The organism is Nodosilinea sp. AN01ver1, from assembly GCF_050565655.1.
In the GTDB taxonomy this organism is placed as follows: domain Bacteria; phylum Cyanobacteriota; class Cyanobacteriia; order Phormidesmidales; family Phormidesmidaceae; genus Nodosilinea.
This window is the reverse complement of the sequence record NZ_JBNXVS010000014.1, coordinates 43,845-69,918: the sequence shown is the minus strand read 5'-3', so window position 1 is coordinate 69,918 and position 26,074 is coordinate 43,845. Positions and strand designations below refer to the sequence as shown.

Here is a 26,074-nt window from a genome sequence, read left to right as displayed (position 1 = left end):
GCAGAACCTTACGATCAGCCGATAAGCTAGAGGGTGCAATCGACTTGCTCCCTTTGGTTTGCTATGAAACGATTCTTTCGCGCCCTCACGGCTCCCCTCTTAGCCTCAACCCTGGTCGCTGGTTCTATCCCCCTGCCCATTGGCAACGCCCGCGCCCAGGAGTCGGTAACGCCTCGAGTGGCCCAGGTGCCCCGTACCCCAGACCAGGTCGTAGAGTGCGAATTGCTAATTGTCGGCGGTGGTTTGGCCGGTACAGCGACGGCGTACGAGAGCCTGCTGATGGGCCACACCGTCTGTATGACTGAGCTGACCGACTGGGTGGGCGGGCAAATCTCTAGCCAGGGCACCACGGCGCTGGATGAGTCGAAAGAGCAGCGTCGGCAGCTGTTTTACTCGCGGGGGTATAAGGAGCTGCGCGATCGCGTTGAACGCAAGTACGGCAAGCTCAACCCCGGCGACTGCTGGGTTAGCGCCACCTGTTTTCTCCCTGCCGATGCCAACGCCATTTTGATGGAAATGCTGGCCGAGGCCGAGCGCGAAGGCGGCGGCGAGCTGAAGTGGTTCCCCAATACGGTCGTCAAAGACCTGAGTTTGAATGCCGACGGCACCCACATTGAAGAGGTGGTCGCCATTCGCCACAGCCCCGCACCGGGGACCGCCCCCCTCAACACCGACTTTCTCTCCTCAATTATCGAAGACGCCTACACCTACGACGACTCGGCCCGACTGTCGAAGGAGATTATTCAGTTTGTGCCCGCCGGTATTGAGCTAGAGGGCGGCGAGAATGCTGCACCCAGCAAAGTTGACTGGTTTGTGGTTGAGGCCACCGAAACCGGCGAACTGATTGTGCTGGCCGATGTGCCCTACGAGCTGGGGCTAGACCCGAGGTCGCCGCTCAACCCGTCTTCGCCCGTGGTAGAGCGCGACCCCTACTGCACCCAGGGCTTTACCTACACCTTTGCGATGGAGCACACCGCCGAGCCGCAGACCTACGAGGTACCTGAGTTTTACAGCACCTACCAGCCCTACTACAGTTGGGAGCGCGAGCGCGACTCGCTCAAAACCGCCCAAGACCATTTCGACTTTGTGTTTACCTATCGGCGGTTGTGGAACGCCTCATCCCCAGCGGAGGGCACCATTGCCGGGGTGTCTCGCCCCAGCGTGGGCGATATCTCGATGCAGAACTGGACCTGGGGCAATGACTACCGACCCGGCACCGAGCTGGATAACCTGATTCTCACGGAAGACCAGCTTGAGGCCAGCGGTCAGCTAGAGCCGGGCGGCTGGCTGGGGGGCCTGCGGGCCGACACCCTGCGTAAGGGTGAAGAAAATGCGATCGGCTATTTCTACTGGCTGACCACGGGCACCACCGACTCGCAAATTCCCGACACCTACAAAGAGCCCGAACCCTACAACATTTACATGCAGGGGCTAGACTCACCAATGGGCACGGCCCACGGTCTGTCGAAGTACCCCTATATTCGCGAGGCCCGGCGCATTATTGGTCGCCCTGCCTACGGCTACGAGCAGGGGTTTATGATTAGCGAAATCGACTTTTCGTGGAATGACTTCGCCTCAGACTACTACCAGCAAAACCTGGATGAGAGCACCTACACCTCACTGCGGCGCTACCTGGCGGGGCTAGATACGGTTAGCACCTTTGAGCCCGATGCCGACCCCAACACGTTCCCGATTCGAGCGCGATCGCGTCTCTACCCCGACACCGTGGGCATTGCTCAGTATGCGATCGACTTTCACCCCTGTATGGCGGAGTACCCTGCCGAGGCCCCCGGCAACATCGAGCGCCCCGGCGTGCGCCAGGCCCACGGTCAGGCCTACCCGGCTCAAATTCCGCTGCGGGCGATGATTCCCCAGCGGGTCGACAACATGCTGGTGGCCAGCAAGAGCATTGCGGCCAGCTACAGCGCCGCCGCCGCCTACCGGGTGCATTCCTTTGAGTGGTCGGTGGGAGCTGCTGCTGCCCACACCATCGACTTCTCGCTGCGCAACGGGGTACTGCCCTACGAAATGGTTGATAACTTGCCCAGCCGCGAGCCCCTGCTCGACCAGCTGCGGGCCGAGCTAGACGCCAGCGGCAACCCGACGAAGTTCCCCAACACCTCGATCTTCAACGAAGACTGGGGCAACTGGCGGCCCTGGTAGGTAGGAGGGGCAAATGACCGAGCATTGAGCGGAGTCGAAATGCGTCTTACAGATAATCAGACCTAACCTACTTAGGTACCGAGTTGGTATCCCTTGAACCCTCACCGACAGACCTCAGGATCCACCGCGATCCTGAGGTCTGCTTCTTACAATTAGAATTGGCATAACCTCTGGGCGAATGGACTATGGTGCAGACCATTGCGGCGAATACAGCCACCCTGCGTGACTTAAAACAGGCGCTGGGGCTACAGCAATCTTCAGATTCCAGCTTTTTTTTGGAGTGGCAGCAGGAGGTGCCCCCGCTAAGTGAGGCTGAGCAACAGCTGCTCGATCGCGTCCAGGCCAATTTCACCGCATTAATGGAAGACCCACCGATGCTCGAAAACAGCGTCAAGATGGTGGTGTTATCTCCCCTGCTTGATCTGGCCGGGTTTTACCGCCAGCCTTTTCGAATTGAGACCGAAACCAGCATTAATTTGGAGCTCGAAGACGATGGCGTTGTCATTCGAGGACGCATTGATGTGCTGGTCTTAAAAAAACAGTTTTGGCTGCTGGTGATTGAATCCAAACGCAGTGATTTTGCCGTGACGCGGGCTATTCCCCAGGCTTTGGCCTACATGCTAAGTAATCCTAAATCGCCCAAAACGACTGATCCAACCTTTGGTCTAATCACGAATGGCAATGAGTTTTTGTTCCTCAAAGCCACTCGGCAGCCTGTGGCTCAGTACGCCAATTCTCGGTTGTTTTCATTAATTAATCCGGGTAACGAGCTGTACAGGGTATTGCAGACGCTCAAACAGTGGGGGACACAGGTTTTAGCAACAGAAGAACTATAGACGGCAACCCGCCTGAGAACGATCGTAAACACCGACCCTGCTGAACGGCCCTGTCTTTCTACAATGCAATCATACAAAGATGCTATGGAGTAAGCCGGGAGAGCGGAGCCTATGCAACCCACCCAAAATTTATTTACTGAAAAAGCCTGGGATGCCATTGTGCGATCGCAGGATGTGGCCAAGCAGTCGCAGCAGCAGCAGATCGAGAGCGACCACATGCTGCTGGCGCTGCTGGATCAAGACGGCCTGGCCAGCAGTATTTTTGCCAAGCTAGGTGTCAACGGTCAGGTGCTGCGCGATCGCACCGAGGCCTTTATCAACAGCCAGCCCAAGGTATCTGGGTCAGGCTCGTCGGTGTACCTGGGCAAATCGCTCGATGCCCTGCTCGATCGCGCCGACCGCTACAAAAAAGACTACGGCGACGAGTATATTTCAATTGAGCACCTGATTCTGGCCTACCCTGGCGACACCCGCTTTGGCAAAGCCCTGTTTCAAGATCTGGGGCTGAGCGAAGCCAAGCTCAAGCAGGTGATTCAAGATATTCGAGGCACCCAAAAAGTGACCGACCAAAACCCTGAAGGCAAGTACCAATCGCTCGAAAAATATGGGCGCGACCTCACCGATGCCGCCCGTCGGGGCAAGCTCGACCCGGTGATTGGCCGCGACGATGAAATTCGCCGCACCATTCAAATTCTCTCGCGGCGCACCAAAAACAACCCGGTGCTGATCGGCGAGCCGGGGGTGGGTAAAACCGCGATCGCCGAAGGGCTGGCCCAGCGCATCGTCAGTGGCGACGTGCCCCAATCGCTCAAAGACCGGCAGCTGATCGCCCTCGACATGGGGGCGCTGATCGCCGGGGCCAAGTACCGGGGCGAGTTTGAGGAGCGCTTGAAAGCGGTGCTCAAAGAAGTCACCGACTCCGAAGGGCAGATCATTCTGTTTATCGACGAAATTCATACCGTGGTGGGCGCAGGCGCGACCCAGGGGGCAATGGATGCGGGCAACCTGCTCAAGCCCATGCTGGCTCGGGGCGAGCTGCGCTGCATTGGCGCAACGACCCTCGACGAGTACCGCAAATACATCGAAAAAGACGCCGCCCTGGAGCGCCGCTTCCAGCAGGTCTACGTCGATCAGCCCACGGTGCCCGACACGATTTCGATTTTGCGCGGTCTCAAAGAGCGCTACGAAGTGCACCACGGGGTGAAAATCTCCGACAGCGCCCTGGTGGCTGCTGCAACCCTGTCCACGCGATATATCTCGGATCGCTTCCTGCCCGACAAGGCGATCGACCTGGTCGACGAAGCCGCCGCCAAGCTCAAAATGGAGATCACTTCCAAGCCCGAGGAGCTAGACGAGGTCGATCGCAAGATCCTCCAGCTGGAAATGGAGCGCCTGTCGCTGAAAAAAGAGAGCGATGCCGCCTCCATGGAGCGTTTAGAGCGCATCGAGCGCGAGCTGGCCGATCTCAAAGAGCAGCAGAGTGCCCTCAACGCCCAGTGGCAGTCTGAAAAAGACACCATCGACCACATTCAGGCGATCAAAGAAGACATCGATCGGGTCAACATCGAGATCCAGCAGGCCGAGCGCGACTACGACCTGAATCGGGCCGCCGAACTCAAGTACGGCAAGCTCACCGAGCTGCAGCGCCAGCTCGAAACCGCCGAAACCCAGCTCACCGCCACCCAAACCACCGGCAAAACCCTGCTGCGCGAAGAGGTGACCGAGGAAGACATCGCCGAGATCATCTCCAAGTGGACGGGCATTCCGGTCAGCAAGCTGGTGCAGTCGGAGATGCAGAAGCTGCTGCTGCTCGAAGACGAGCTGCACGAGCGGGTGATCGGTCAGGAGGAGGCAGTAACGGCGGTGGCCGACGCGATCCAGCGATCGCGGGCCGGTCTGGCTGACCCCAATCGCCCCACCGCCAGCTTCATCTTCCTCGGTCCCACGGGGGTGGGTAAAACCGAGCTGGCCAAGGCCCTGGCCGCCTACCTGTTCGACACCGAAGAGGCCCTGGTGCGCATCGACATGTCGGAGTACATGGAAAAGCACGCCGTCTCTCGCCTGATCGGTGCCCCTCCGGGCTACGTCGGCTACGACGAGGGCGGTCAGCTCACCGAAGCGATTCGTCGCCGCCCCTTTGCGGTCATTTTGTTTGACGAAATTGAGAAAGCGCACCCCGACGTGTTCAACGTCATGCTGCAAATTCTCGACGATGGCCGCGTCACCGATGCCCAGGGCCACACGGTGGACTTCAAGAACACCATCATCATCATGACCAGCAACATCGGCTCGCAGTTTATTCTCGATGTGGCGGGCGACGACAGCCGCTACGACGAGATGAAGGCCCGCGTGATGGAGGCGCTGCGGGGCAGCTTCCGGCCTGAGTTTCTCAACCGGGTCGATGAGATGATCATCTTCCACGGGCTGCTGAAGTCGCAGCTGCGCGAAATTGTGAAGCTACAGGTTGTCCGCCTCGAAGATCGCCTGGCCGATCGCAAGATGGCGGTCAAGCTCAGCGAAGCTGCCCTCGACTTTTTGGCCGAGGTGGGCTACGACCCGGTCTACGGTGCCCGTCCGCTCAAGCGGGCGATCCAGCGAGAGCTGGAAACCCAAATTGCCAAATCCATTCTGCGGGGTGAGTTTGGCGAGGGCGACGCCATCTATGTCGATGTCGAAAACGAGCGGCTTTCGTTCAAGCGCCTGCCCGCCGAACTGCTGACTCTGTAAGCCTAAGCTCTGGGGAAGGGGGGAAGCCCCTCTTCCCCAGGTGTGGTCCACATAGTATTAACCTTTGACAATAGTCGTTGAAGTTTTAATGACTACGGTTGCGGGGATCCACATTATTTTGTCACTATAGCTAGATGCGCCAATTAAGCATATTCACCAGGTAAGCTAGTCGCTAGCCCCCAAACGATTTCCGTAAGTTTCCGGAATCCATTTGGGCACGCTGTTGTTAAGGCAGTCGCTGCCCCAGCCACCTTAACCCGCTTGCCCCTGGTTTTGGTCTACAAGGTTCGTGGCTGATGCCGTTGGTGATCCATTAGGAGCATTGCTGTGGCGGGTCGGTTCCGCCGGGAGTTGCGCCAGTTTATTCCATAGATAGAGAAGTGGGGTTGGTTATGAAAGTCGCTCACGATGTTCCAAGACATAGCTACATGAATGTTATGGAACTCCTCGTTGCCGAAGAGGTGGAAAAGCAGGTCAAAACCATGCATCCCCGCATGCTGAAATACCTGAAGCGGGTCGAGGTCGAAACCTACGCGCTCAATCGGCTGCCGTCGCTCTACGCCTCTAGCGAGAAGGGTTGGCAGCACCAGTACGAAAAAGCCAGGCGCGAGCTGCACAACCAGATTAAAAGTGCCGTGCGTCAGGCTTTTGCAGCGGTACAGGTAGACCCAATTCGCTCCTCTGAGCCCCTGCGCGGGCAAGATAACGAAGCCGCCAACGTTGCGCTCAACGCCCTGCGGGAAATTCTCAAACAGCCTGACCTCAGCTGGGATGGGGCCATAACGCGCCTGCGGGCCGTGCTGAACCGCCGCAGTGAACAGCCCGCCGCGCCGCCCGACCCCACTGATACCTCACACCGCACCCGCTACCGGGGCAACCCCTCCGACAAAATGACCAGCGGCGAAAAAGCCGACGGCAGCCACGCTCACTACTGGCGTCCCGGCACCTACGGCTCTGACGTGTCGTGGCAAAAGTCGCACCAGCCCTCAAACGGCGGCTTCGACTGGAATGACGCCCGCTACTCAAAGTAGGTAAGCAATTCAGGCTGTCGTTGTGGGGCAGCTAAACCCTGCCTAGATCAGCCCCGCCTGAGCCAGCAGTGCGGGCGGTATGCCGATTTTGGTAACGCCCTGGCGCAGACTGGCGGCGGTAGCCGGATCGATCGCCTCGTAAAGGGCGATCGCCCGCTGGAAGGCCTGCAGCGCTTCGGGCAGCTGACCCAGCTTAAACAGCGCCACGCCCAGGTTTTGGTAGGCCGCAGCATAGCTGGGGTCAAGGGCGATCGCGCTGCGGTAGGCGGCGATCGCCTCGTCGAGGTAACCCCTGGCCCGCTGGGCCGTACCCAGGTTGTAGTGGGCGATTGCCAGGGTCGGGTCAGCCGCGATCGCCTGCTGAAACAGGTCAACGGCGGCCTCATAATCGCCCTGAGCTTTTTTAAGACTGCCGTAGTTAACCCAAGCGCCCAGCTTGAGCCGGGGCGGTATGGGCTGGGCTAAAGCGGCCTGATAGTCGCCAGCGGCCTGTTCTGGCTGGGCAGAGTGGGCCAGGGCGCGGTGGTAGTGCAGTTCGTAGCGCGTCAGTTCATCGAGCGACTCGGCCAGGGCCAGGGCGCGATCGAGCAGGGGCAGGGCGGCCTCGGCCTGGTCAGACTCGACGTAGAGGGCGGCCAGCTTGTTCAGCAAATAGCCGTCGTCGGGGTGGTCGGCCAGGTAGGCCTCCATAATGGTGCGGGCGCGATCGAACTTGCCCCGCTGCACCACCACGGTCGGGTCGTAGCCGGTGTGGTGCAGGGCGGGTTCGGCCAGGGTAATCACCTGCCAGCGAGGGGCTTGCCCCTGGAGCGCCGCGATGCTGTCGTCTACGGTTTCGTGGTAAGGGCGGTTAAAGCTAATCTCGGGCAAACGGCGAAAGAAGCGGGTAATCAGCGTGTAGGGGGATTGGGGCGCTCCTAGCTCCAGGCGCAGCAGGTTCAGGGCTAGCACGTCCTCAGCGGATAAATCCCCCAGGGGCTGGCCCTGATCGAGGGCCTGGAGCACCTGAGCCGTGGCGGGCAGCAGCACCTCGTCGGCGTCGAGCACCAGCACCCAGTCGCCGGTAGCGTGGCGCAGCGACTCATTGCGGGCGGCGGCGAAGTCGTTGACCCAGTCGAAGCTGTAGACCTGGGCCCCGTGGGCGCGCGCGATCGCCACCGTGTCATCCCCAGAGCCGGTATCGACCACGATGGTTTCACCCACCACCCCCTGCACGCTGGCCAGGGTGAGAGCCAGGCTAGCGGCCTCGTCTTTGACAATCATGCAGAGGCTAATCATTACCCTTCTCCCAGCGCCTGCTGAGCCCGCTGAAGGGCCTGGCGCACCTGCTCAAAGCCGGTGCCGCCGTAGCTGTTGCGGGCCGAAACCACCTGCTGAGGGGCGATCGCCGCATAGATATCTTCCTCAAACGCGGGATGAATGGCCTGCCACTCGGCGAGGGTGAGTTCTTGCAGCAGCTTGCCCGCCGCCAGCGAGGTCTTCACCACCTGCCCCACCAGGTTGTAGGCCTCGCGGAAGGGCACCCCTTTCGTAGCCAAATAGTCGGCCACATCGGTGGCGTTTGAGTAGTCTTCGCTGACGGCCTGACGCAGGCGCGGCACCCGAAAGGTGACCCCCTCCGCCAGCAGAATGGTCATCGCTTCCAGACAGCCCTGCACGGTCTGCACCGTGTCGAAGAGGGCTTCTTTGTCTTCCTGCAAATCCTTGTTGTAGGCCAAAGGCAGGCCTTTCATCATCACCAGCAGCCCCTGCAGGTGGCCAAACACGCGCCCCGTTTTGCCCCGCACCAGCTCGGGCACGTCGGGGTTTTTCTTCTGGGGCATAATGCTGGAGCCGGTGGAGCAACTGTCGCTGAGGGTGATGAAGCTAAACTCCTCCGAGGCCCAGAGAATCATTTCCTCGGACAGGCGCGACAGGTGTACCAAAATCAGGCTGGCGGCACAGGCAAACTCGATCGCAAAGTCGCGATCGCTCACCCCATCCAGGCTGTTGCCGTAGACCCGCTCAAAGCCCAGCAGCTCTGCCGAATACTGGCGATCGATGGGGAATGTCGTACCCGCCAGCGCACCGCTGCCCAAAGGCAAAATATTCACCCGCTTTTGCACGTCGCCCAGCCGCTCCCAGTCGCGCTGGGCCATATCGAAGTAGGCCAGCAGATGGTGGGCCAGGCTGAGGGGCTGCGCCCGCTGTAGGTGCGTATAGCCCGGGATCAGGGTTTCAACATGGGCTTCGGCCAGGCCCAAAAGGGTTTGCTGGTACTGGCGCAGCTGGCCTTGAATCGCCTCAATCTGGGCGCGCAGGTACAGGCGCACGTCAGTACCCACCTGGTCGTTGCGGGAGCGAGCCGTGTGCAGCTTTTTGCCCACATCGCCGATTAGCTCGGTCAGCCGTCGCTCGACGGCAAAGTGTACGTCCTCGGCCTCAACGCCGGGGGTAAAACTGCCGCAGCGGTACTCCTGGCGAATGGTCTCTAGGCCATTCACGATCTGCTCCCCTTCCTCAGGGCTGATAATGCCGGTCTTGACCAGCATTTTGGCGTGGGCCGCTGAGCCGGTGAGATCGTACTCGATCAGCTGAATGTCGAAGCCAATGCTGGCGTTAAAGGTCGCGATCGCCGGGTGCAGCGCCGTTTCAAAGCGCTGGCTCCAGGTCTGGGCAGGGGGTGTTTCCATGGGCGGCGGCGGTGTTTAAAAGGCGGTCAGGTTGCGAATAAAGTAGCCAAGCACAATGCCAAAGAGCAGTGCCCAAAGCTGGCCCGACTCGACAAAGCCATTCCAAACATCGACCATATCGCCCAAAATATCCTGGTCAAACTGCTGCGCCAGCACCGGAGATAGAGCCTCAGGGGTTACCGCCACCCCGGCCACGCTGGGTAAATCGACGCCGGTAAAATAACTGCTGAACCCATTCCCTGTATCTGGCCCTAGGTCTAGACTAACGGGGCGTAGGATCGTGTCTATAGACAGGGGCTGAGCAGCACTTTGAAGCAGAGCGTTAGGCAAAAGATAATTGTGAGGCTGGGGCATAGCGTCCATGGCACTGTGACGACCTGAACATGGTTGACACCCAACAGACTATCACCATACCGCTGCGACCGAGCTTCTGGAACCCAAAAACGGCCAGCGCTCTAGGGATTTTGATCGCCCTGGGCCTGGCGGCGTACCAGGCGGGGCTGGGTCGGCCTGGGGCGGAGCTGATCAACTGGGGCGGCTGGCCGCAGCTGCAAGAGTTTTTGGCCGCTAGTTTGCGCCCCGACCTCAGCCCCGAGTTTGTCTCGCTGATGGGCCGTGCCGCTCTGGTCACTCTGGCCTACGCGGTGCTGGGCACGGCCTGTAGCATCGGGCTGGGGCTGGTGGGCGGGCTGCTCTGCTCGGCGGTGTGGTGGCAGACGGTTCTGCCTGGGAATGCCTCGGGCCTGCGCCGAAGTCTGTGGCTGGGAGTGCGGGGGCTGCTGGCCTTTCCCCGCGCCATCCACGAGCTGATCTGGGGGCTGGTGCTGCTGCAGGTGCTGGGGCTCAACCCCATGGTGGGGGTACTGGCGATCGCGATTCCCTTTGGGGCGATCGTCGCCAAGGTTTTTTCGGAAATTCTGGACGAAACGCCCCCCGAGCCGCTGCACGCCCTGCTCAACGCTGGAACACCGCCGCTGATTGCCCTGATCTACGGCCTGCTGCCCCAGGCCCTGCCCAACCTGCTCTCCTATACCTTTTATCGGTTTGAGTGCTCGCTGCGGGCCTCGGCGGTGCTGGGCATTATTGGGGCCGGGGGGCTGGGCTACGAGATTTTCCTCAGTCTGCAATCGCTGCGCTACGGGCAGCTGTGGACTGGCTTTTACACGTTAATTATTCTCAACGGTGCTGTGGATGCCTGGAGCGCTCTGGTGCGTCGCCGCATGGGCTTTACCAGCCGCCTCGACATTAATCGCCAGCCAGGGCGCAAACCAGGCGATAGGGCTCGATTGGCAGCAAAAGCTCCCAGACAAGATACGTTTCTGCGGCTGTCGTGGATCGGAGCGGTACTGGCGGTTCCCCTGAGCTGGTGGTGGTTGCGGCTGGATGTAGCCGTGCTGTGGTCGGCACGGACGCAGCGCCTCTTGGGAGAACTTTTGTCCACCGGCTGGCCACCCCTGCCGACTGGAGCTGAAATCGTGAATCTGGCGCAGCTCGCCTGGCTCACGGTGGCGATGTCGATGGTAGCGATCGCCTTAGCCAGTCTCGGCGGCATTCTCTTCTCCCTGCCCGCCGCCCAAAATTTTTGGCTGCCGGGGGGGCTGCTGCACCCGGTTGGTCAGCGCGATCGCGCCGCCTGGATAGCCTTCACCGTGCTGGGCTTCAGTCGCCTGGTGCTGCTGGTCAGCCGCGCCATCCCCGCCCCGATCTGGGCGCTGGTGCTGCTGTTTGTGCTGTTTCCGGGAGTGCTGCCGGGGGCGCTGGCCCTGGCCCTGCACAACTTCGGCATTTTGGGCCGCCTGATGGCCGAGGTCAACGAAAACCTGGACGATCGCCCCGTCCGCGCCCTTAGCGCCCTGGGCGCTAGCCCCAGCGCAGTTGTAGCCTACGGCATTTTGCCCCAAAATTTGGGCCGCTTTTTGGCCTACAGCCTCTACCGCTGGGAAGTGTGCCTGCGCGAAACCGTGATTGTGGGCCTGGTCGGCGCAGGCGGCCTGGGTCGCCTGCTCACCGAGCAGATCAGCAGCTTCGACTACAGCGGCGTAATGGTGACTCTGGCGGTGTTTGTGGTGCTCACATTTGGGGTGGATGCGGTGAGTCAGCGGTTGAGGGCGGTGTTGAGGGAGTGAGGAAAGGGGAGGAGGTGAGGAAGATGAGGGGGTGAGGAAAGGAGAGGAGGTGAGGACGGGGGAGTGCAAAATTCAACGTGCAAAATTTTGAATTCTCAACTTTGAATTTTGAATTTATCCATTCCCTCATCCACCCATCTACCCATCCACCCCCTCATCCCCTTGCCAATCAGGACAGCCCCCACCCCCTTGCCATCCGTAGGGATGCACGGCGCACACCAGGGTGCAGCGCTTGGCCCGACTGGTGCCGTAGGCGATGCCGTGGTAGTTGGTGCAACCCTGGCAGACGGAGGGCCGAGTTGGAGGCAGGGATTGGAAGCCGACCTGCGATCGCAAAATTTGCTGTTTGCTCTGTCGCCGATGCCACTGCTCGTAGGCGCGGCGGCGGCACAAATCGTTGGCCCGGTGAAAGAGTTCGTTGGTCACGCTCACGACCTGTCCTGCCTGTAGGGGTTTATGGCGTTGGGCGCGCCGATGGCAGCCCTGTGCAAGGCTCATGACACCAGCGGCTGCTCACCTAGTGATCTGCGGCAGCGCCAGCAGTGGCCCTAGCCTTAGCCTACCTAACGAAACCGGGCGATTCCGAAAAAATTAAAGGGTTGCAATGTCAGGCTTTGGCTTTCAGGGTCTTTAGGGCGAGGCTGCCTGTGCAGACTGCCTAGATTTTGTAGGAGTTCAGATCAACCCCAGGGCTGGGGCATGCTATGCAACTTTTGCATTTGTTTTGGCAAGAATTGCATATTACGGACTTGTAACAGTCGATAGTGTGCTACCAGAGCAAAATTACAGCATTTGTTAATGGCACAGCCCCAAGATTAAGGCGAAAATAAGCCCTAGCTGCTAGCCAAATCCTAAAAACTATCAGTAAACTGGGATACGGAATCTAAAGATTCTTGTCTGGCTTGGTTGACTTTTGTCACATGCAGCTTCTCCGTCGTTACTGGGTTTAGGTATGCTTCAGTCCCTCCACTACTCCATCGACATCATCCGTGACGAAGCTCGACAGCTGGTTCAAAAGGGTGTAGTTAGCCGTCAGCAGCCTATTTATACGCTCTGCCGTCACATTCCCGCCCGCGAGTGGGCTCTGGTTGAGGCTGAACTAGAGACATCGGGGTTTTTGTTGCGCGATCGCGTCGGCGATCTGATGGGCCGCGAAGACTGGGAAAACGACTAGGGCTAGTCTCCCGTCGGCAGTACGGCTCTTTTAAGCAAAACCGATTATCCAAACAAACTGAGCTGGGCTGAGGAGTTGTCTTCCTCAGCCCTTTGTCGTTCAGCCGCATCCCACAGCAGCTCGGGCAGCTCGACGCCTAACCGCTGCAGCTGGTGGTAAACCGCGCGGGCCACCGCTGGAGATTTCGCCTCCTGGGGGCAGTGGGCAAAGAAGTACACATCTGTACCTGCCGCTAGCCACTGGCGCAGGCGAGGCACCCACTCGTCAAAATAGGGCTGGTTGTAGGCCAGGTCGGGATGGCTGATGTAGCGCACAATCGTAAAGGCTGCCGTTACCTCTGGCTGCAGCGGCACTTTGGGCTTCTTGCGCTCCGAGCCGATCTGTGGGTCGTCGTCGGGAGTATCGATACAGTCATAAATAGGTCGGGTATCGAGCAGCACGCGACCTGCGCCCAGACTGGTGAGCATTTGGTTGAGGCGGGTGGCGTGGGGGGCGGCGAACCAGTCGAGATGGCGCACCTCCACTGCGATCGGGTACTGCTGCCGGGGCCAGCGGGCCAGAAATTCTCGCAGGTCTGACAGGTGTTCAGGGCTGTAGGTGGGCGGCAGCTGAATGAACAGCGGCCCCAGGCGGTCTCCCAGGGGCGTCAGCGTTTGCAGAAATCGGTGGGATGCTGCGATAAAAGGCACCAGCTTGCCCTGGTGGGAGAAGGCGCGGGGCAGCTTGGGGCAAAACCGAAAGCCGGGGGGCATGGTGGTGGCCCAGCGATCGATGGTTTTGGCATCGGGCATGGAGTAGAAGGTGGTGTTGCCCTCGACGGCAGTCATGCGATCGCCGTACAGCCGCAAAAAATCGCTCGCCTTGCTGCCCCTGGGGTAGAAGTTTCCCTCACCCACCCAATCCTTAAATGCCCATACGGCGCACCCGGTAAAATATTTCCCTGCCATTGCGCTGCCCCCGGCGTCGCCTACTCCCCAATTTTGACGCAATCCCGGCTGTTCTTCGCGGGTCGCTGCATGGGCAGATGTCGCCGACGCCACGCACCTGAGGCCGTCTCAAACCGCTGAGGGGGCGTTGTCACGGCGGCAAACATCGTTAAGGGATGAGACAGGGGCAGCCTGGGCCGAGCTAGCGTTAGCTATGCTTAAGACCCTCATCGCAGGGAAAAATGCCCCTCACCCGATATTTTTCATGGATGCTCAATCGTTTCTTAGTGACTTTACCCCAGAGCGCATGGTGGTTAAACCTGGCACCCACGTAAAGCTGCAGAACTTTAACCCTGGTTTTACCGGAGACTTTAACAAAGACGAAGCTAAAGCCTTGCTTCGCCAGGGTGTTCAAGACCTGGCTCGCTATCAGGATGTGCTCTACGCCCAAAACACCTACGCCCTGCTGCTGATTTTTCAGGCCATGGATGCCGCCGGCAAAGACAGCACCATTAAGCACGTCATGTCGGGCATTAACCCCCAGGGCTGTCAGGTGTTTAGCTTTAAGCAGCCCTCCGCCGAAGAGCTAGATCACGACTACCTGTGGCGATCGTTCAAGGCTCTGCCCGAGCGCGGCAACATCGGCATTTTTAACCGCTCGTACTACGAAGAGGTGCTGGTGGTGCGGGTGCATCCCGAACTGCTGGCCCAGCAGCAGATTCCCAAAAGTGTCAAGAGCGATCGCATCTGGCAGCAGCGCTTTGACGACATCAACAACTTTGAGAAGTACCTGACCAACAACGGCATTGTGGTGATGAAGTTCTTTCTCAATGTCTCAAAGGCAGAGCAGAAAAAGCGCTTTCTCAAACGCATCAATCGCCCCGACAAAAACTGGAAATTTTCGCTCTCCGATGTCCGCGAGCGAGCCTACTGGGACGATTACAGAGCCGCCTACGAAGACGTTTTCACCCACACCAGCACCGATTGGGCCCCGTGGCACGTGATTCCGGCTGACCACAAGTGGTTTACCCGCCTGGTCGTCGCCAACCTGATTAGCAAAAAGCTGCAGTCGCTCAATCTGGCCTATCCCGAACTGGAGGAGAACCACATGGATCGACTGAGGGAGGCGAAGGTGATGTTGGAGAGTGAGGAGTAGAGGAATGGATGCGTGGGTACGTGGATGTGTGGATGAATTCAAAATTAACAGTTCAAAATTTTGAACTTTGCACTTTGAATTTTGCACTTCCCCTTCCTTACCTTCTCATCTTCCTCATCTCCTCACCACTCCCTTCTCCGCTAGCCACGCGGCGACCCGAAACAACTGCGCCTCCTGGTATGGGGCGGCAATTAGCTGTACTCCAACAGGGAGGTGGCCAGGGCGATGGATGGGCACCGAGAGCACGGGCAACCCTATGAACGAGAGCGGCTGGGTGTAGAAGCCCAGGTGGGGGCGCAGGGGATAGGTGGTGCCGTCGATATCCAGCGTGGTTTGGTCGAGGGGTGGGGCGACGCAGGGGGTGGTAGGGGCGATGAGAACGTTCACGTATTGAAAAACTTCGCGGACGCGATCGCGGTACCACTGTCTCAACCGCTGGGCCTGCAAATACCAGGCGGCGGGAATCATGGCTCCGGCTAGAAAGCGATCGCGGGTGGCTGGGTCAAAGTCCATTGGGCTGTGGCGCAGTCGCTCCAGGTGCAGCTGGCTGCCCTCGCAGGCGGTAATCAGGTAGGCTGCCGCTCTGGCCCGGTGGGTTTCGGGAAATTCTACCGTTGTCGCGATCGCCAGCGCCCCGGCAACGTCATCGAGAATGTCGCGCACCAGCGGTTCCATGCCGCGATCGAAGTGGCCCCCCAAACGGGCGATTCGCAAACCCTCGATGCCCTCGGTCAGGTACGGCGTAACAAAGTCGGGGGACCGCTGGGTACAGACGGGGTCGGCTGGGTCTGGTCCCTGCATCATGTCGTAGACCATAGCCAGGTCGGCAAGCGATCGCGCGAAAGGGCCCACATGATCCAAGCTGGCGGAAAACAGGTAGGCCCCCGCCCGCGACAGCCGCCCGTAGGTGGGTTTGAGGCCATACAATCCGCACAGCGACGCGGGCACGCGAATTGAGCCATTCGTATCGGAACCCAGGCTAAAGGGCACCAGCCCCGCCGCCACCGCCGCCGCCGACCCGCCCGACGACCCGCCCGCCATCCGGCTGGGATCGTGGGGGTTGGGCGTGGTGCCGTAGTGGGCGTTGATGGTGACAAAGCCGTAGGCGTACTCATCCATATTCAGCGCCCCGACCAGTACCGCCCCGGCCTGCTGGAGCCGAGCGATCGCCGTGGCATCCTGCGCGGCGGGAGGATTGCTCTGGTTGAGCTTGGCCCCCGCTACCGTGGTAACGCCCTGGATATCGAACAGGTTTTTGACCGCGAAGGGCACGCCCGCCAGGGGGCCGGGGTCTTGGCCAGCGGCGATCGCATTGTCGATGGCCTGGGCCTGCGATCGCGCCCGTTCTGCCGTCACCGCTGTAAAACAGTTCAGCGATGGGTTGCGCGTGGCGATATCGGCCAAAGTGGCGTCCACCACCGTCGAGGCAGACAGCTTCCCGGCTTTAATGGCAGCGGCTAGGGCCAGGGCATCGGGCGGTTGGGTCATGGCTCAAAGGTGGCGGCGCTTTCTACCGTATCGGGTAAAAGAAAGGTGAGCACGGGCTGGGCGATCTCCCAAATGTGCTCCACGTTGGCCACCACCGCCGGCATAATTTCGTCGGGAATAGCCAGCTCCAGAGCCGTCGCCATTGCCTCCACATAGGCCGCAAAATCAAACTTGTCAGGTGTTTCCATCGTCATATCGCCGTGCTCTATCTGTGACGTACGCGCCAACCTCTCATCTCGGCCAGTTCTCTATGCGCCAGCCCTCTGCGAGACCGGGGGTGCTGCTTTTATGATGGAGGTATCGTCCGTTGCTGGGTATGTCTTCCCATGGCTTCACCCTTTCCGGGTATGGATCCCTATCTTGAGCAACCTGCCTTTTGGGCATCGTTTCACAGTCGGTTGATTGTGGCCCTAGCCGACGCCATTGAAGTGGCGCTCAAGCCAGAGTACTACGTGGAGGTCGAAAGCCGTACCTACCGTAGCGAAACCGAGGGAGGGCTGCTGATTGGCATTCCCGATATGGTTGTAGCCACTGCACCCCCTCAAAATGCTCCTTTGATTGATGCCCACAACGGTAGCAGTGTAGCTACCCAGGTGAAACCCCAGCGGGTAAAGCTGCCCATGCCCGAAGAGGTAACGGAGCGCTATCTCGAAATTCGCGAGGTAGAGACAGGCAACGTAATCACCGCCATTGAGGTGCTGTCGCCCAAAAATAAACAGCCCGGCAAGGGCCGTCTGGCTTACGAAGAAAAGCGCAACCAAGTGCTCAGTAGTTTGACCAACTTAGTAGAAATTGACCTACTGCGCCGGGGTCAACCCCTAATGCAGCTAGACGGAGCAGACTACCAGGATTACTACATTTTGGTCAGCAGCAGTGACCAGCGCCCCACTGCTGACCTCTACTCGTTTTCGATCCGCCAACCGCTGCCTGATATCCCCATTCCGCTCAAGCCGGGAGATGAGCCAGTGGTCATTGGCGTCCAGCCCATTGTGGCGGGAATCTATGATCGAGGTCGCTATGACAAACGTATCGACTACACGCAACCGCCGCCGCCGCCACCGCTCTCAGAATCTGACCAAGCCTGGCTGACCCATGATGTATTCGCCTAGCCCAACGATCTATCGCTTCTCGGCCCCCGGCTCGCCCAACACGCTGGCACTAAACAGCCCCGCCGCCTCTTGCTGAATGGCGGTGTACTGGTCGATTACGGGCTGCACCGCCGCCTCTTCGTGCTCCACGTAGTCGTAGAACTGGGTAAAAATGCGCTCTACTTCTTCGTAAATAATCCCCAGCTTTTCGTTCAGGCGGCTGGCAATTTCTTCTTGAAAGCGCCCTTTCTCGTTGTCGAGGGCCTGCTCAAACTTGGCGATAATGCGGTTGCGCTGCCAGAGAATGCCGATGCCCAGCACGATTACCCCCACGCCGGCAAAGGCGATGCCAATGGCGCTCATAATGGCCTCTGCCACCGCAAACTGAATCACGTGCAAAATTGTGCCCGATACGGCCAAGATCGCGCCGCCGACAATTTCGTTGGCCATATCGCCCGCCTGGGTTACCAGCATATCCCCCAGGCCCTGATTGACCAGCAGGTTGTCAACCTTGGCACGCACGCTTTCAATCACCTCCTGGCGACGCTCTAGCACCTTGAGCGAGATGTGGCTGCTCTCAATGCGCTGGGCCTTAACACTCTCTAGATCTTGGCTGAGCCCGTCAAATAGCTGTCGAATGCCGTCAACAAAGTGCTGGGCCCCCTCATTCGAGGCTTCTTCGAGCGAGGCGCGCAGGTCGCGGGCGCAGCGTTCCTGAAAGTCGTCTACCCAGGCCTGCATGGAGGCATCCTGGTTGAATATGCCAACGAACGATCGCCGCACTACCATAGGCACCGTCAGGCTGTCGCGAAAGTCGCGCTTAATGCGGGCCGAGATCACTTCGTAGCGGGCGGCGAGGCGATCGGCCAGGGTGTTGACCTCGTAGCGCGATCGCCCCTTGCCCGCATCAATTTTGCCGCGAATGTTTTGGGCGGTGGTGCGATCTACCGCTAGCTGCTGGTTCAGTGCCTCTATGTCGCCGTTGAGCAGGCCAATAATTTGCTGGGTGGTCTGGCTCACCGATCGCAGCTTAATTCTGTAGCTCTCCCCCGACGACACCATCGCCTGAATATACTGCCGCACCGGCTCAAAGCCGCTGTTGGCGGTGTCGCCCTCCTGCTCCAGCGCCGCCGAGGTAGGGAAGATAATTGGCGCTTTGATCTGCTTTTGGTAGGCGTATTCTTTCACCCGCTCCATGTTGGTTTGCAGGTCGGCGGGGCGCAGCAAATCGGCCTGCTGCAAAATAAACACCACCTTTTTGCGCCATTCAGCGCTGACAAAATCGAGAAAATCCCAGGCGCTCTTCTGGTAAGGGTTTTTGGCAAACAGCACAAAGAAGGTCAGGTCACTGTTGGGAATGTAGCGCTCGGTGATGATCTGGTGCTCGGCGATTACTGTGTTGGTGCCCGGCGTATCCACAATCGAAATGTCTTGCAGAATCGGGATCGGTCGGCCAATCTTGCGCAGGCTGGGCTCCACCTGTTCGGCGAACTCCTGCTCGGCGTAGACAATCTGCTGAATTGAGTCGGTGCAGGGCTCAATGTCGGTGGCGCAAACTTCGGCGTCGAGCAGGGCATTGACAAAGCTGCTTTTGCCCGCCTTAACCTCACCTACCACCACAAACAAAAAGGGCTCGTTGATATTGCGCCGCAGGTTGTGGGTGGTGCGCAGCAGGTTGGCATTGTTGATGTGCTTGGTTAAGGCCTGCACGCGCTCTAGCAGGCGATCGAGGTCGTCGCGGTAGGCGTGGAGCGTTTTGTCAATGATTTGGCTGGCCACGGCAACGTCTCCCCAATGTCGTTCTTAAGCCCAGTGGGCACAGCGCTAAAACGCCCGCCTACCATCAAATTAACGCACAGTCACCACTTTGGGCCGATTTTGGGCTATCGAGGAGGGTATGGGCCTCTAATTACGAAGATGCCCTATGCGGCGTGGCGGCGGCTATGCGACAGGTGGATGCGGGGTGGTTGTAAGCGCCATAAATATAGGGCGTTCGAAGCGTGATGTATAGGGTTCGCCTCTATTACGAACCCGTCGAACTAGCCGCTGCCGGTTAGTGTCAAGAGCGTTGCCAAAGCCATTTCAGTCGTCGTCTTCAAACACGCCTTTGAAGAACTCGATGGTGTCCTTAAGGGCAGCCATAAAACTATCAATCTCGGCCCTGGTGTTGTAGAAATATAGGCTGGCCCGCGCGGTGGAATCTACGCCCAAAATGCGGTGCAGGGGCTGAGTGCAGTGGTGCCCCGATCGAATTGCAATCCCCGACTGATCCAGCAGGGTAGACAAGTCTTGAGCGTGGACGCCCTCAACGGTAAAGGTGGCTAATGCTGCCCGACCGCTGCCGTCGGCCTCAGGAAGCGGGCCGTAGAGCTTGACTTCCGGAATGGTCTGCATTTGCTGGTACAGATAGGCTGTCAGCTCGTGCTCGTAGGCGGCGATGTTCTCCATGCCGATCGCAGTGAGGTAGTCGACCGCTGCCCCCAGGGCGATCGCCTCCGCGATCGCTGGCGTCCCCGCCTCAAATTTGTGGGGTAGCTCCGCATAGGTGGAGTGATCGAGAAACACATCGGCGATCATTTCGCCGCCGCCCATAAACGGGGGCATCGATTCGAGCAGGTCCAGCTTGCCGTACAAAAAGCCGATGCCGGTGGGGGCACACATCTTATGGCCCGACGCCACAAACCAGTCGCAGCCCATCGCGGGCAGATCTAGCGCCAAATGGGGAGCGCTCTGGCAGCCGTCGATCAAAACTTTGGCACCGTGCTGGTGGGCGATCGCGATAATCTCTTCTACCGGGTTAACACAGCCCAGGGTGTTCGACACGTGGTTGACCGCCACCAGGCGAGTCTTAGCGTTCACGAGCGCCCGGTACTGGTCCAGGTCAAAGGATTGGTCGGCGGCGAGGCCCACAAATTTGAGCACGGCCCCGGTGCGCTGGGCCACAAACTGCCAGGGCACCAGGTTGCTGTGGTGCTCCATCACCGAGAGAATGATCTCGTCACCGGGTTGCAGGGTATTCATGCCCCAGGCGTAGGCCACCAGGTTAATCGCCTCGCTGGCGTTGCGGGTGAAAACAATTTCGTTGCGGCTGGTCGCCTTCACAAAAGCGGCTACTTTATCGCGTGCCCCCTCGTAGGATTCGGTGGCGCGGGCGCTGAGGTTGTGCACGCCCCGGTGCACGTTGGCGTTGTCGAGCTGGTAGTAGTTTTGCAGCGCCTCCAGCACCGCCCTGGGCTTTTGCGAGGTGGCCGCGTTGTCGAGGTACACCAGCGGGTGACCGTTCACTTCCTGATGGAGGATCGGGAAGTCGGCGCGAACCTTAGCGGCGAGGGTGAGTTCCTGAGCGACGGTCATGGGGGAGTGGGGGGAGAGGGTGGATGGGTGGGCGGGTGGATGGGTGACGGTCCCTGAGCAAAGTCGAAGGGGGTGGTGGATGGGTGGGCGGGTGGATTTTGGCTTGGAGATTTTAGAAAGCTTTTCTAGCTTCCCTTTCCCAGAGGGCTAGTGCTAGGGGGTTACGCCCACTTAGAAATGGTTTCGGCAAGGCGCGATCGCAGCGTTTCCACCGCAATGGTCTCTAACATCTCCATAGCAAAAGCATAGATCAGCAGGCGCTGAGCCTGGGGGGCGCTAATGCCGCGACTTTGCAGGTAGAAAATCTCGTCGGCCTGGAGCTGGCTGACGGTGGCCCCGTGGGCGCATTTAACGTTGTCGGCGACAATTTCGAGCTGGGGCTTGGTATCGACTCGGGCTTTGTCGGAGAGCAGCAGGTTGCGGTTGAGCTGGCTGGCGTTAGTGAGCTGAGCCTTTTGAGCCACCGCCATGCGTCCGTTGAAGACGCTGTGGGCGTGGTCATCGACGATGACCTTGTGCTGCTGCTCGACTGTGCCGTGGGGATGGCTGAGGGCCACCAGGCTGTGGGTGTCGATGTGCTGGTGAGCGGCGATCGCCCCCAGCCCGTAGATCTTGGTGGTGGTTTGCTCGCCAGTCTGGTAAATTTCCCAGTTGTGGCGGGCCAGCCTGGCCCCAAAGTCGACGGCGGTGCCGATGTACTGGCTGTCGCGGGCCTGGGTGACAGCAGTTTTGCCGATGTGAAAGGTGCCTGCGCCCTCCCGCTGAATGCGGCTGTGGGTGAGCTGGGCATTGGCATCGAGCCACAGCTCGGTGACGGCGTTGGTAAAGTGGGGCGCGGCGGACTCTCCCGAAAAATCTTCGATCAGGGTGAGGGCGCTGCCCGTCTCAGCCACCACCAGGCAGCGGGGCTGAACCAGCAGCGGCGTTTCCTCGGGCTGAGACAGGTAGATGATTTGCAGCGGGGTCTCAACGACGGTGTTGCGGGGCAGCCAAACCACCACCGCATCCTGAAAGCCAACAGTGTTGAGGGCGGTAAAGACTTCGTGGTGGCCGCTGGCCTGGGCCAGGCGTTCAACCATCTGAAGGTCGGGGTGGCTGCGAAGAGAGCCGACGATCGCTCCGTCCGGCAGGTTCTGCAGCTGCGATCGCTCGATGCTGATCCGGCCATTCACGACGACGACTTGGGCACCCGCTGTCTCTGGCAGGCGTAGATCGGCAGCGTCGGCCTCCGCAACGGTCACCTCTCCGGGGGCCACAAAGTCGTGGGTGAGCAGGTCTGCCAGGTCGGTAAAGCGCCAGTCCTCGTCGCGGGCAGAGGGAAACGCATGCTCGTTGAGCAGGGCTTCGGCCCGCGATCGCACCGTCTCCAGCGCCAGCTCTTTAGGAACAGCGGCCTTCACCCGCTGCACCAGCCCTTTCAGATAGGTATCGCGCTGGTCAGCCGTCATCCTGGAGCGCACGTCAGCCATAGAACTTGCCATTATGCCGTCACCCCTGCGCGAAATTCTTCCAGCACCCACTCGTAGCCGCGCGACTCCAGCTCTTTGGCCAGGTCTTTGCCGCCGGTCGTAATAATGCGGCCATCGGCCATCACGTGTACGTAGTCGGGCACGATGTAGTCGAGCATGCGCTGGTAGTGGGTGATCAGCACCACGGCATTGTCGGGGGTCGCCAGCTGGTTCACACCACCGGCTACGGTTTTAAGGGCGTCAATATCTAAGCCCGAATCGGTTTCATCCAGAATGGCTAGGGCAGGCTCTAGCAGCGCCATTTGCAGAATTTCGTTGCGCTTTTTCTCGCCGCCCGAAAAGCCTTCGTTAACGCTGCGATCGAGGAACGAGGCGTCCATCTTGACGACACTCAGCTTTTCTTCGATCAGGTCGTCGAAGTCGAACACATCGATTTCCTCTTCGCCCTGCGCCTTGCGGTGGGCGTTGAAGGCGACCCGCAAAAAGTCGCGGTTGCTCACCCCAGGAATCTCTAGCGGGTACTGAAAGGCAAGAAAAATACCAGCGGTGGCGCGATCGTGGGGGTCTAGCTCTAACAGGTCTTGCCCTTTGAAGTGGATCTCCCCGGCTGTAACTTCATAGTCGGGGTGGCCCGCCAAGACCTTCGAGAAGGTACTCTTACCCGAGCCGTTGAGGCCCATAATGGCGTGAATTTCACCGGCCCTTACTTCCAGATTGAGGCCCTTGAGAATCTCGGTGCCGTCCACGTTGGCGCGGAGGTCGCGCACCGAGAGAATAATGTCGCTGTTCTCGTTAATCATGGTTTTCCTGTGGTGTGGGCACCGCCCACCATGCTCCTACGCGTTGAAATTTTGGATTTTAGATTAGGGTTCCTGCCTCTCACCGAGGATTCGTAGGGTGCATTCGCAACGCAATGCACCTGTGGGGATCTCGGCGGGGATGGTGCATCGCTTCGCAGATGCACCCTACGGGTTTACCCTACGGTGTTTTCGAGCTTCAGGGCTAGCAGCTTGTCCGCCTCGGCGGCAAACTCCATCGGCAGCTTGTTGAACACGTCGCGACAGAAGCCGCTGATGATCATCGACACCGCATCCTCCGGTGAAATGCCCCGCTGGGCAAAGTAGAACAGCTGGTCTTCCCCGATCTTGGAGGTGGAGGCCTCGTGCTCGACCTGAGCAGTGCTGTTCTGCACCTGAATGTAGGGGAAGGTGTTGGCGCTGGAGGTGTCGCCAATCAGCATTGAGTCGCACTGAGAGTAGTTGCGTGCCCCCTCGGCTTTAGGCCCAATTTTGACCAGACCCCGGTAGCTGTTCTTTGACTTCGCCGCCGAAATACCTTTGGAGATAATGGTGCTGCGGGTGTTTTTGCCCACATGCACCATTTTGGTGCCAGTGTCGGCCTGCTGATAGTTGTTGGTTAGCGCCACCGAGTAGAACTCGCCCACAGAGTTGTCGCCCACCAGCACGCAGCTGGGGTACTTCCAGGTAATGGCCGAGCCGGTTTCGACCTGGGTCCAGGAGATTTTGGAGTTCTTCCCGGCGCAGAGGCCGCGCTTGGTGACGAAGTTGTAGATGCCGCCCTTGCCGTTTTCGTCGCCCGCAAACCAGTTTTGCACAGTGGAGTAGTTGATGCTGGCGTTGTCCATGGCGACTAGCTCGACGATCGCGGCGTGGAGCTGGTTGCTGTCGTACATGGGGGCGGTGCAGCCCTCCAGGTACGTCACCGAACTGCCCGCTTCTGCCACAATTAGGGTGCGCTCAAACTGGCCTGAGTCGCCATTGTTGATGCGGAAGTAGGTTGAGAGATCCATCGGACACTGGGTGTCTTTGGGGATGTAGACAAACGACCCATCGCTAAACACCGCCGAGTTCAGCGCCGCGAAGTAGTTGTCGCCAATCGGAATTACCGTACCCAGGTACTTCTCCACCAGCTCGGGGTGCTCTTGCAGCGCCTCGGAGATCGAGCAAAAAATGACTCCCGACTCGGCCAGCTTTTCTTTAAAGGTAGTCGCTACCGAAACGCTGTCAAAGATGGCGTCTACCGCGACGTTGGCCAGCCGCTTTTGCTCCGAGAGGGGAATGCCCAGCTTCTCGAAGGTGTCGAGCAGGGTGGGGTCAACCTCGTCTAGGCTGCCCAGCTTTTTAGCCTGGGTCTTGGGGGCCGAGTAGTAGACGATATTTTGATAGTCGATGGGCGGATACTTGACGTTGGGCCAGGCGGGCTCGGCCATGGTGAGCCACTTGCGGTAGGCCCGCAGGCGAAACTCCAGCATGAACTCCGGCTCATTCTTCTTGGCCGAAATCATTCGCACGACATCTTCGCTGAGGCCGCGAGGAATAGCGTCGGCCTCAATGTTGGTGGTAAAGCCGTACTTATAGGGCTGGCTAACAAGGGACTGAACAGAAGCACTCATGATGCGACTCTCTTAGCGGGCTGATAGTGGCGAAATGAACTCGGCGGGCCTAAATCTCGGGTTTCGATGGGCCAGGGCTCAACGGTCTAGTATTTGCTGGTCTCGGTGCGGATGGTGTCAAAGGAAATGTCTTGCTGCTCGCCCGCGAAGGGGTTGTCGGGGGTAAGAAAGAGCATGCAGTGGCACTCTTTGCGCTCTTGCATGGGCACACAGGGGCAGTTCCAGTAGATGGTCTTGACCTCGGCCTCTTTGTCTTCGTAGTGGCGGCAGGGGCAGAGTGGCGAACCAAAGTCGTCTTTATGCTTAGCCAAACCTTCCAGCACCACGGCGGTTACGCCAGGGTCGGAGCAGAAGTAGGTACCGGTGCGCTTGGCATAGCTCTGGGCAAAGTTGCGCATCAGCTCTAGATTTTTGTCGGTGGCCTGGTTGGTTTTGGGGTCAGTCATTACTAGATTGGTACGGTACACAGCCCAATAATTTTATACAATTAAAGCAACATTTAAGTTGCCTAACTAGATTTTAGACTAGTTTAGCAACATAAAGGTTGTCAAAGTAGATTATCTCTCGATGGGTTGGTCTAACGCCTACCCAAATGGGTAAGGTCTATGGGGCAACCTGTGCCACGTTCTCTAATGTCTCGGTGGGCCAACGCCATGACCTCTGTGCAGCAACCCTCTACATCCACAAAAGACGACATTTTGATCTACCTGCTCAGGCAGGGTGAAGCCACGGCCCACGCTATAGCCGACCATGTTGAGGTGAGTACCCAGGCCATTCGCCGCCACCTGAAAGACCTAGAGGCGGAGGGGTTAATTGAGCATCGGGCTGTGCAGGAGGGGATGGGGCGGCCCAACCATCTCTACCAGCTCAGCGCTAAGGGGCGCGATCGCTTCCCCGCTAAGTACGATGAGTTTGCTATTTCGCTGCTCGATACCCTGGCCGCCACTATGGGTCAAGACCAGGTGGGCAACGTACTGCGCAAGCAGTGGGAGCGCAAGGCACTGGAGTATCGCGATCGCGTTGGCACCGGGAGTCTGGCCGAACGGGTGGCTCGGCTGGTGGAGATTCGTCAGGCCGAGGGATATATGTCTGAGTGGCACGAGGTCAGCGATGGCGATGTGCGCCAGACCGGTCCTGGCTACATCATCACTGAGTACAACTGTGCCATTTCCCACATTGCCGAGTCTTTCCCCAGCGTTTGCGGCCACGAGCTAGAGATGTTTCAGGTGGCCCTGACCGACTGTACGGTGCAGCGCACCCACTGGCTGGTGAAGGGTGAGCATCGCTGCGGCTACCTGGTGCAGGGGCGAGGCTAGGGTCCGACATCTTGCCCCTCAGACGTTTCCCTTGACTCTCAGCAAAAAAACAACTGCCTCTGAAGCGGCTCTGGTAGGGTGGCGTTCGACCCGTCTTTGATTGAGCGATGCCCACAGAGCCTGACGTGGTTGATA

At 59.2% G+C, this 26,074-nt stretch carries 22 protein-coding genes; 9 read left to right on the top strand and 13 right to left on the bottom strand.

Annotation, left to right across the window (positions count from 1 at the left end; translation table 11 throughout):
• Positions 1–63 precede the first annotated feature (63 nt).
• The 4 genes from ACQ4N7_RS13080 (at position 64) to ACQ4N7_RS13065 (ending at position 6,757) form a co-directional block, all read left to right on the top strand.
• On the top strand, positions 64–2,163 hold the full coding sequence (locus ACQ4N7_RS13080) for an FAD-dependent oxidoreductase (RefSeq protein ID WP_430711947.1): 2,100 nt from the start codon (positions 64–66) through the stop codon (positions 2,161–2,163).
• Between the two features lie 185 nt (positions 2,164–2,348).
• Positions 2,349–2,999 (top strand): type I restriction endonuclease, encoded by a 651-nt coding sequence (locus ACQ4N7_RS13075; RefSeq protein ID WP_430711946.1) that lies wholly within the window; start codon positions 2,349–2,351, stop codon positions 2,997–2,999.
• A gap of 111 nt (positions 3,000–3,110) precedes the next feature.
• Positions 3,111–5,726 carry an ATP-dependent chaperone ClpB gene (clpB, locus tag ACQ4N7_RS13070; protein ID WP_430711945.1) on the top strand — a complete coding sequence of 872 codons (2,616 nt, stop codon included), beginning with the start codon at positions 3,111–3,113 and terminating at the stop codon, positions 5,724–5,726.
• Between the two features lie 437 nt (positions 5,727–6,163).
• A complete protein-coding gene (locus ACQ4N7_RS13065; protein ID WP_430711944.1) occupies positions 6,164–6,757 on the top strand; it encodes a late competence development ComFB family protein in 594 nt (197 codons plus the stop codon).
• A gap of 42 nt (positions 6,758–6,799) precedes the next feature.
• On the opposite strand, the gene ACQ4N7_RS13060 is transcribed toward ACQ4N7_RS13065, so the two are convergent.
• Genes ACQ4N7_RS13060 through ACQ4N7_RS13050 form a run of 3 tightly spaced genes read right to left on the bottom strand, consistent with a single transcriptional unit; the run spans position 6,800 to position 9,783 of the window.
• Entirely contained in the window at positions 6,800–8,035 is a 1,236-nt protein-coding gene (locus ACQ4N7_RS13060; RefSeq protein WP_430711943.1) for a tetratricopeptide repeat protein, read from the bottom strand.
• On the bottom strand, positions 8,035–9,429 hold the full coding sequence (gene argH, locus ACQ4N7_RS13055) for an argininosuccinate lyase (RefSeq protein WP_430711942.1): 1,395 nt from the start codon (positions 9,427–9,429) through the stop codon (positions 8,035–8,037). The genes ACQ4N7_RS13060 and argH overlap by 1 nt, the downstream gene beginning before the upstream one ends.
• A gap of 15 nt (positions 9,430–9,444) precedes the next feature.
• Positions 9,445–9,783: a hypothetical protein gene (locus ACQ4N7_RS13050; RefSeq protein ID WP_430711941.1), complete on the bottom strand. Its 339-nt coding sequence runs from the start codon at positions 9,781–9,783 to the stop codon at positions 9,445–9,447.
• Between the two features lie 29 nt (positions 9,784–9,812).
• Here ACQ4N7_RS13050 and ACQ4N7_RS13045 point away from each other — a divergent pair, with 29 nt between their 5' ends.
• Positions 9,813–11,555 carry a PhnE/PtxC family ABC transporter permease gene (locus ACQ4N7_RS13045; RefSeq protein WP_430711940.1) on the top strand — a complete coding sequence of 581 codons (1,743 nt, stop codon included), beginning with the start codon at positions 9,813–9,815 and terminating at the stop codon, positions 11,553–11,555.
• Between the two features lie 138 nt (positions 11,556–11,693).
• Here ACQ4N7_RS13045 and ACQ4N7_RS13040 read toward each other — a convergent pair whose 3' ends face one another.
• Positions 11,694–12,053 (bottom strand): hypothetical protein, encoded by a 360-nt coding sequence (locus ACQ4N7_RS13040; protein ID WP_430711939.1) that lies wholly within the window; start codon positions 12,051–12,053, stop codon positions 11,694–11,696.
• Between the two features lie 454 nt (positions 12,054–12,507).
• Between ACQ4N7_RS13040 and ACQ4N7_RS13035 the strand changes: the two genes are divergently transcribed.
• Positions 12,508–12,729, top strand: coding sequence for a DUF4327 family protein (locus ACQ4N7_RS13035; RefSeq protein ID WP_194050585.1), 222 nt, complete (start codon positions 12,508–12,510; stop codon positions 12,727–12,729).
• A 44-nt stretch (positions 12,730–12,773) separates the two neighbouring features.
• On the opposite strand, the gene ACQ4N7_RS13030 is transcribed toward ACQ4N7_RS13035, so the two are convergent.
• Positions 12,774–13,676: a DUF72 domain-containing protein gene (locus tag ACQ4N7_RS13030; protein ID WP_430711938.1), complete on the bottom strand. Its 903-nt coding sequence runs from the start codon at positions 13,674–13,676 to the stop codon at positions 12,774–12,776.
• 244 nt (positions 13,677–13,920) lie between these two features.
• On the opposite strand from ACQ4N7_RS13030, the gene ACQ4N7_RS13025 reads away from it, so the two are divergent.
• Positions 13,921–14,811 (top strand): polyphosphate kinase 2 family protein, encoded by an 891-nt coding sequence (locus ACQ4N7_RS13025; RefSeq protein ID WP_430712001.1) that lies wholly within the window; start codon positions 13,921–13,923, stop codon positions 14,809–14,811.
• A 114-nt stretch (positions 14,812–14,925) separates the two neighbouring features.
• On the opposite strand, the gene ACQ4N7_RS13020 is transcribed toward ACQ4N7_RS13025, so the two are convergent.
• Positions 14,926–16,299, bottom strand: coding sequence for an AtzE family amidohydrolase (locus tag ACQ4N7_RS13020; protein WP_430711937.1), 1,374 nt, complete (start codon positions 16,297–16,299; stop codon positions 14,926–14,928).
• On the bottom strand, positions 16,296–16,487 hold the full coding sequence (locus ACQ4N7_RS13015) for a DUF4089 domain-containing protein (RefSeq protein WP_430711936.1): 192 nt from the start codon (positions 16,485–16,487) through the stop codon (positions 16,296–16,298). Before ACQ4N7_RS13015 ends, ACQ4N7_RS13020 begins: the two co-directional genes overlap by 4 nt.
• Before the next feature lie 138 nt (positions 16,488–16,625).
• Here ACQ4N7_RS13015 and ACQ4N7_RS13010 point away from each other — a divergent pair, with 138 nt between their 5' ends.
• Entirely contained in the window at positions 16,626–17,408 is a 783-nt protein-coding gene (locus ACQ4N7_RS13010) for a DUF4058 family protein (RefSeq protein WP_430711935.1), read from the top strand.
• Positions 17,409–17,417: 9 nt separating this feature from the next.
• Here the strand turns inward: ACQ4N7_RS13010 and ACQ4N7_RS13005 are convergent, their stop codons facing one another.
• The 6 genes from ACQ4N7_RS13005 to ACQ4N7_RS12980 form a co-directional block, all read right to left on the bottom strand.
• Entirely contained in the window at positions 17,418–19,166 is a 1,749-nt protein-coding gene (locus ACQ4N7_RS13005) for a dynamin family protein (RefSeq protein WP_430711934.1), read from the bottom strand.
• Positions 19,167–19,469: 303 nt separating this feature from the next.
• The gene (locus ACQ4N7_RS13000; protein WP_430711933.1) at positions 19,470–20,741 is read right to left on the bottom strand and encodes a SufS family cysteine desulfurase; all 1,272 of its coding nucleotides are present in this window, start codon (positions 20,739–20,741) and stop codon (positions 19,470–19,472) included.
• 161 nt (positions 20,742–20,902) lie between these two features.
• Entirely contained in the window at positions 20,903–22,222 is a 1,320-nt protein-coding gene (sufD, locus tag ACQ4N7_RS12995) for a Fe-S cluster assembly protein SufD (RefSeq protein ID WP_430711932.1), read from the bottom strand.
• On the bottom strand, positions 22,222–23,010 hold the full coding sequence (gene sufC / locus ACQ4N7_RS12990; RefSeq protein ID WP_430711931.1) for a Fe-S cluster assembly ATPase SufC: 789 nt from the start codon (positions 23,008–23,010) through the stop codon (positions 22,222–22,224). Before sufC ends, sufD begins: the two co-directional genes overlap by 1 nt.
• A gap of 173 nt (positions 23,011–23,183) precedes the next feature.
• Positions 23,184–24,623, bottom strand: a complete 1,440-nt coding sequence (gene sufB / locus ACQ4N7_RS12985; RefSeq protein ID WP_430711930.1) for a Fe-S cluster assembly protein SufB — start codon at positions 24,621–24,623, stop codon at positions 23,184–23,186.
• A gap of 86 nt (positions 24,624–24,709) precedes the next feature.
• Complete coding sequence (locus ACQ4N7_RS12980; protein WP_430711929.1) at positions 24,710–25,069, bottom strand: ferredoxin-thioredoxin reductase catalytic domain-containing protein; 360 nt, start codon at positions 25,067–25,069, stop codon at positions 24,710–24,712.
• Between the two features lie 207 nt (positions 25,070–25,276).
• On the opposite strand from ACQ4N7_RS12980, the gene sufR reads away from it, so the two are divergent.
• Positions 25,277–25,939, top strand: a complete 663-nt coding sequence (gene sufR / locus ACQ4N7_RS12975) for an iron-sulfur cluster biosynthesis transcriptional regulator SufR (RefSeq protein ID WP_430711928.1) — start codon at positions 25,277–25,279, stop codon at positions 25,937–25,939.
• Positions 25,940–26,074 lie beyond the last annotated feature (135 nt).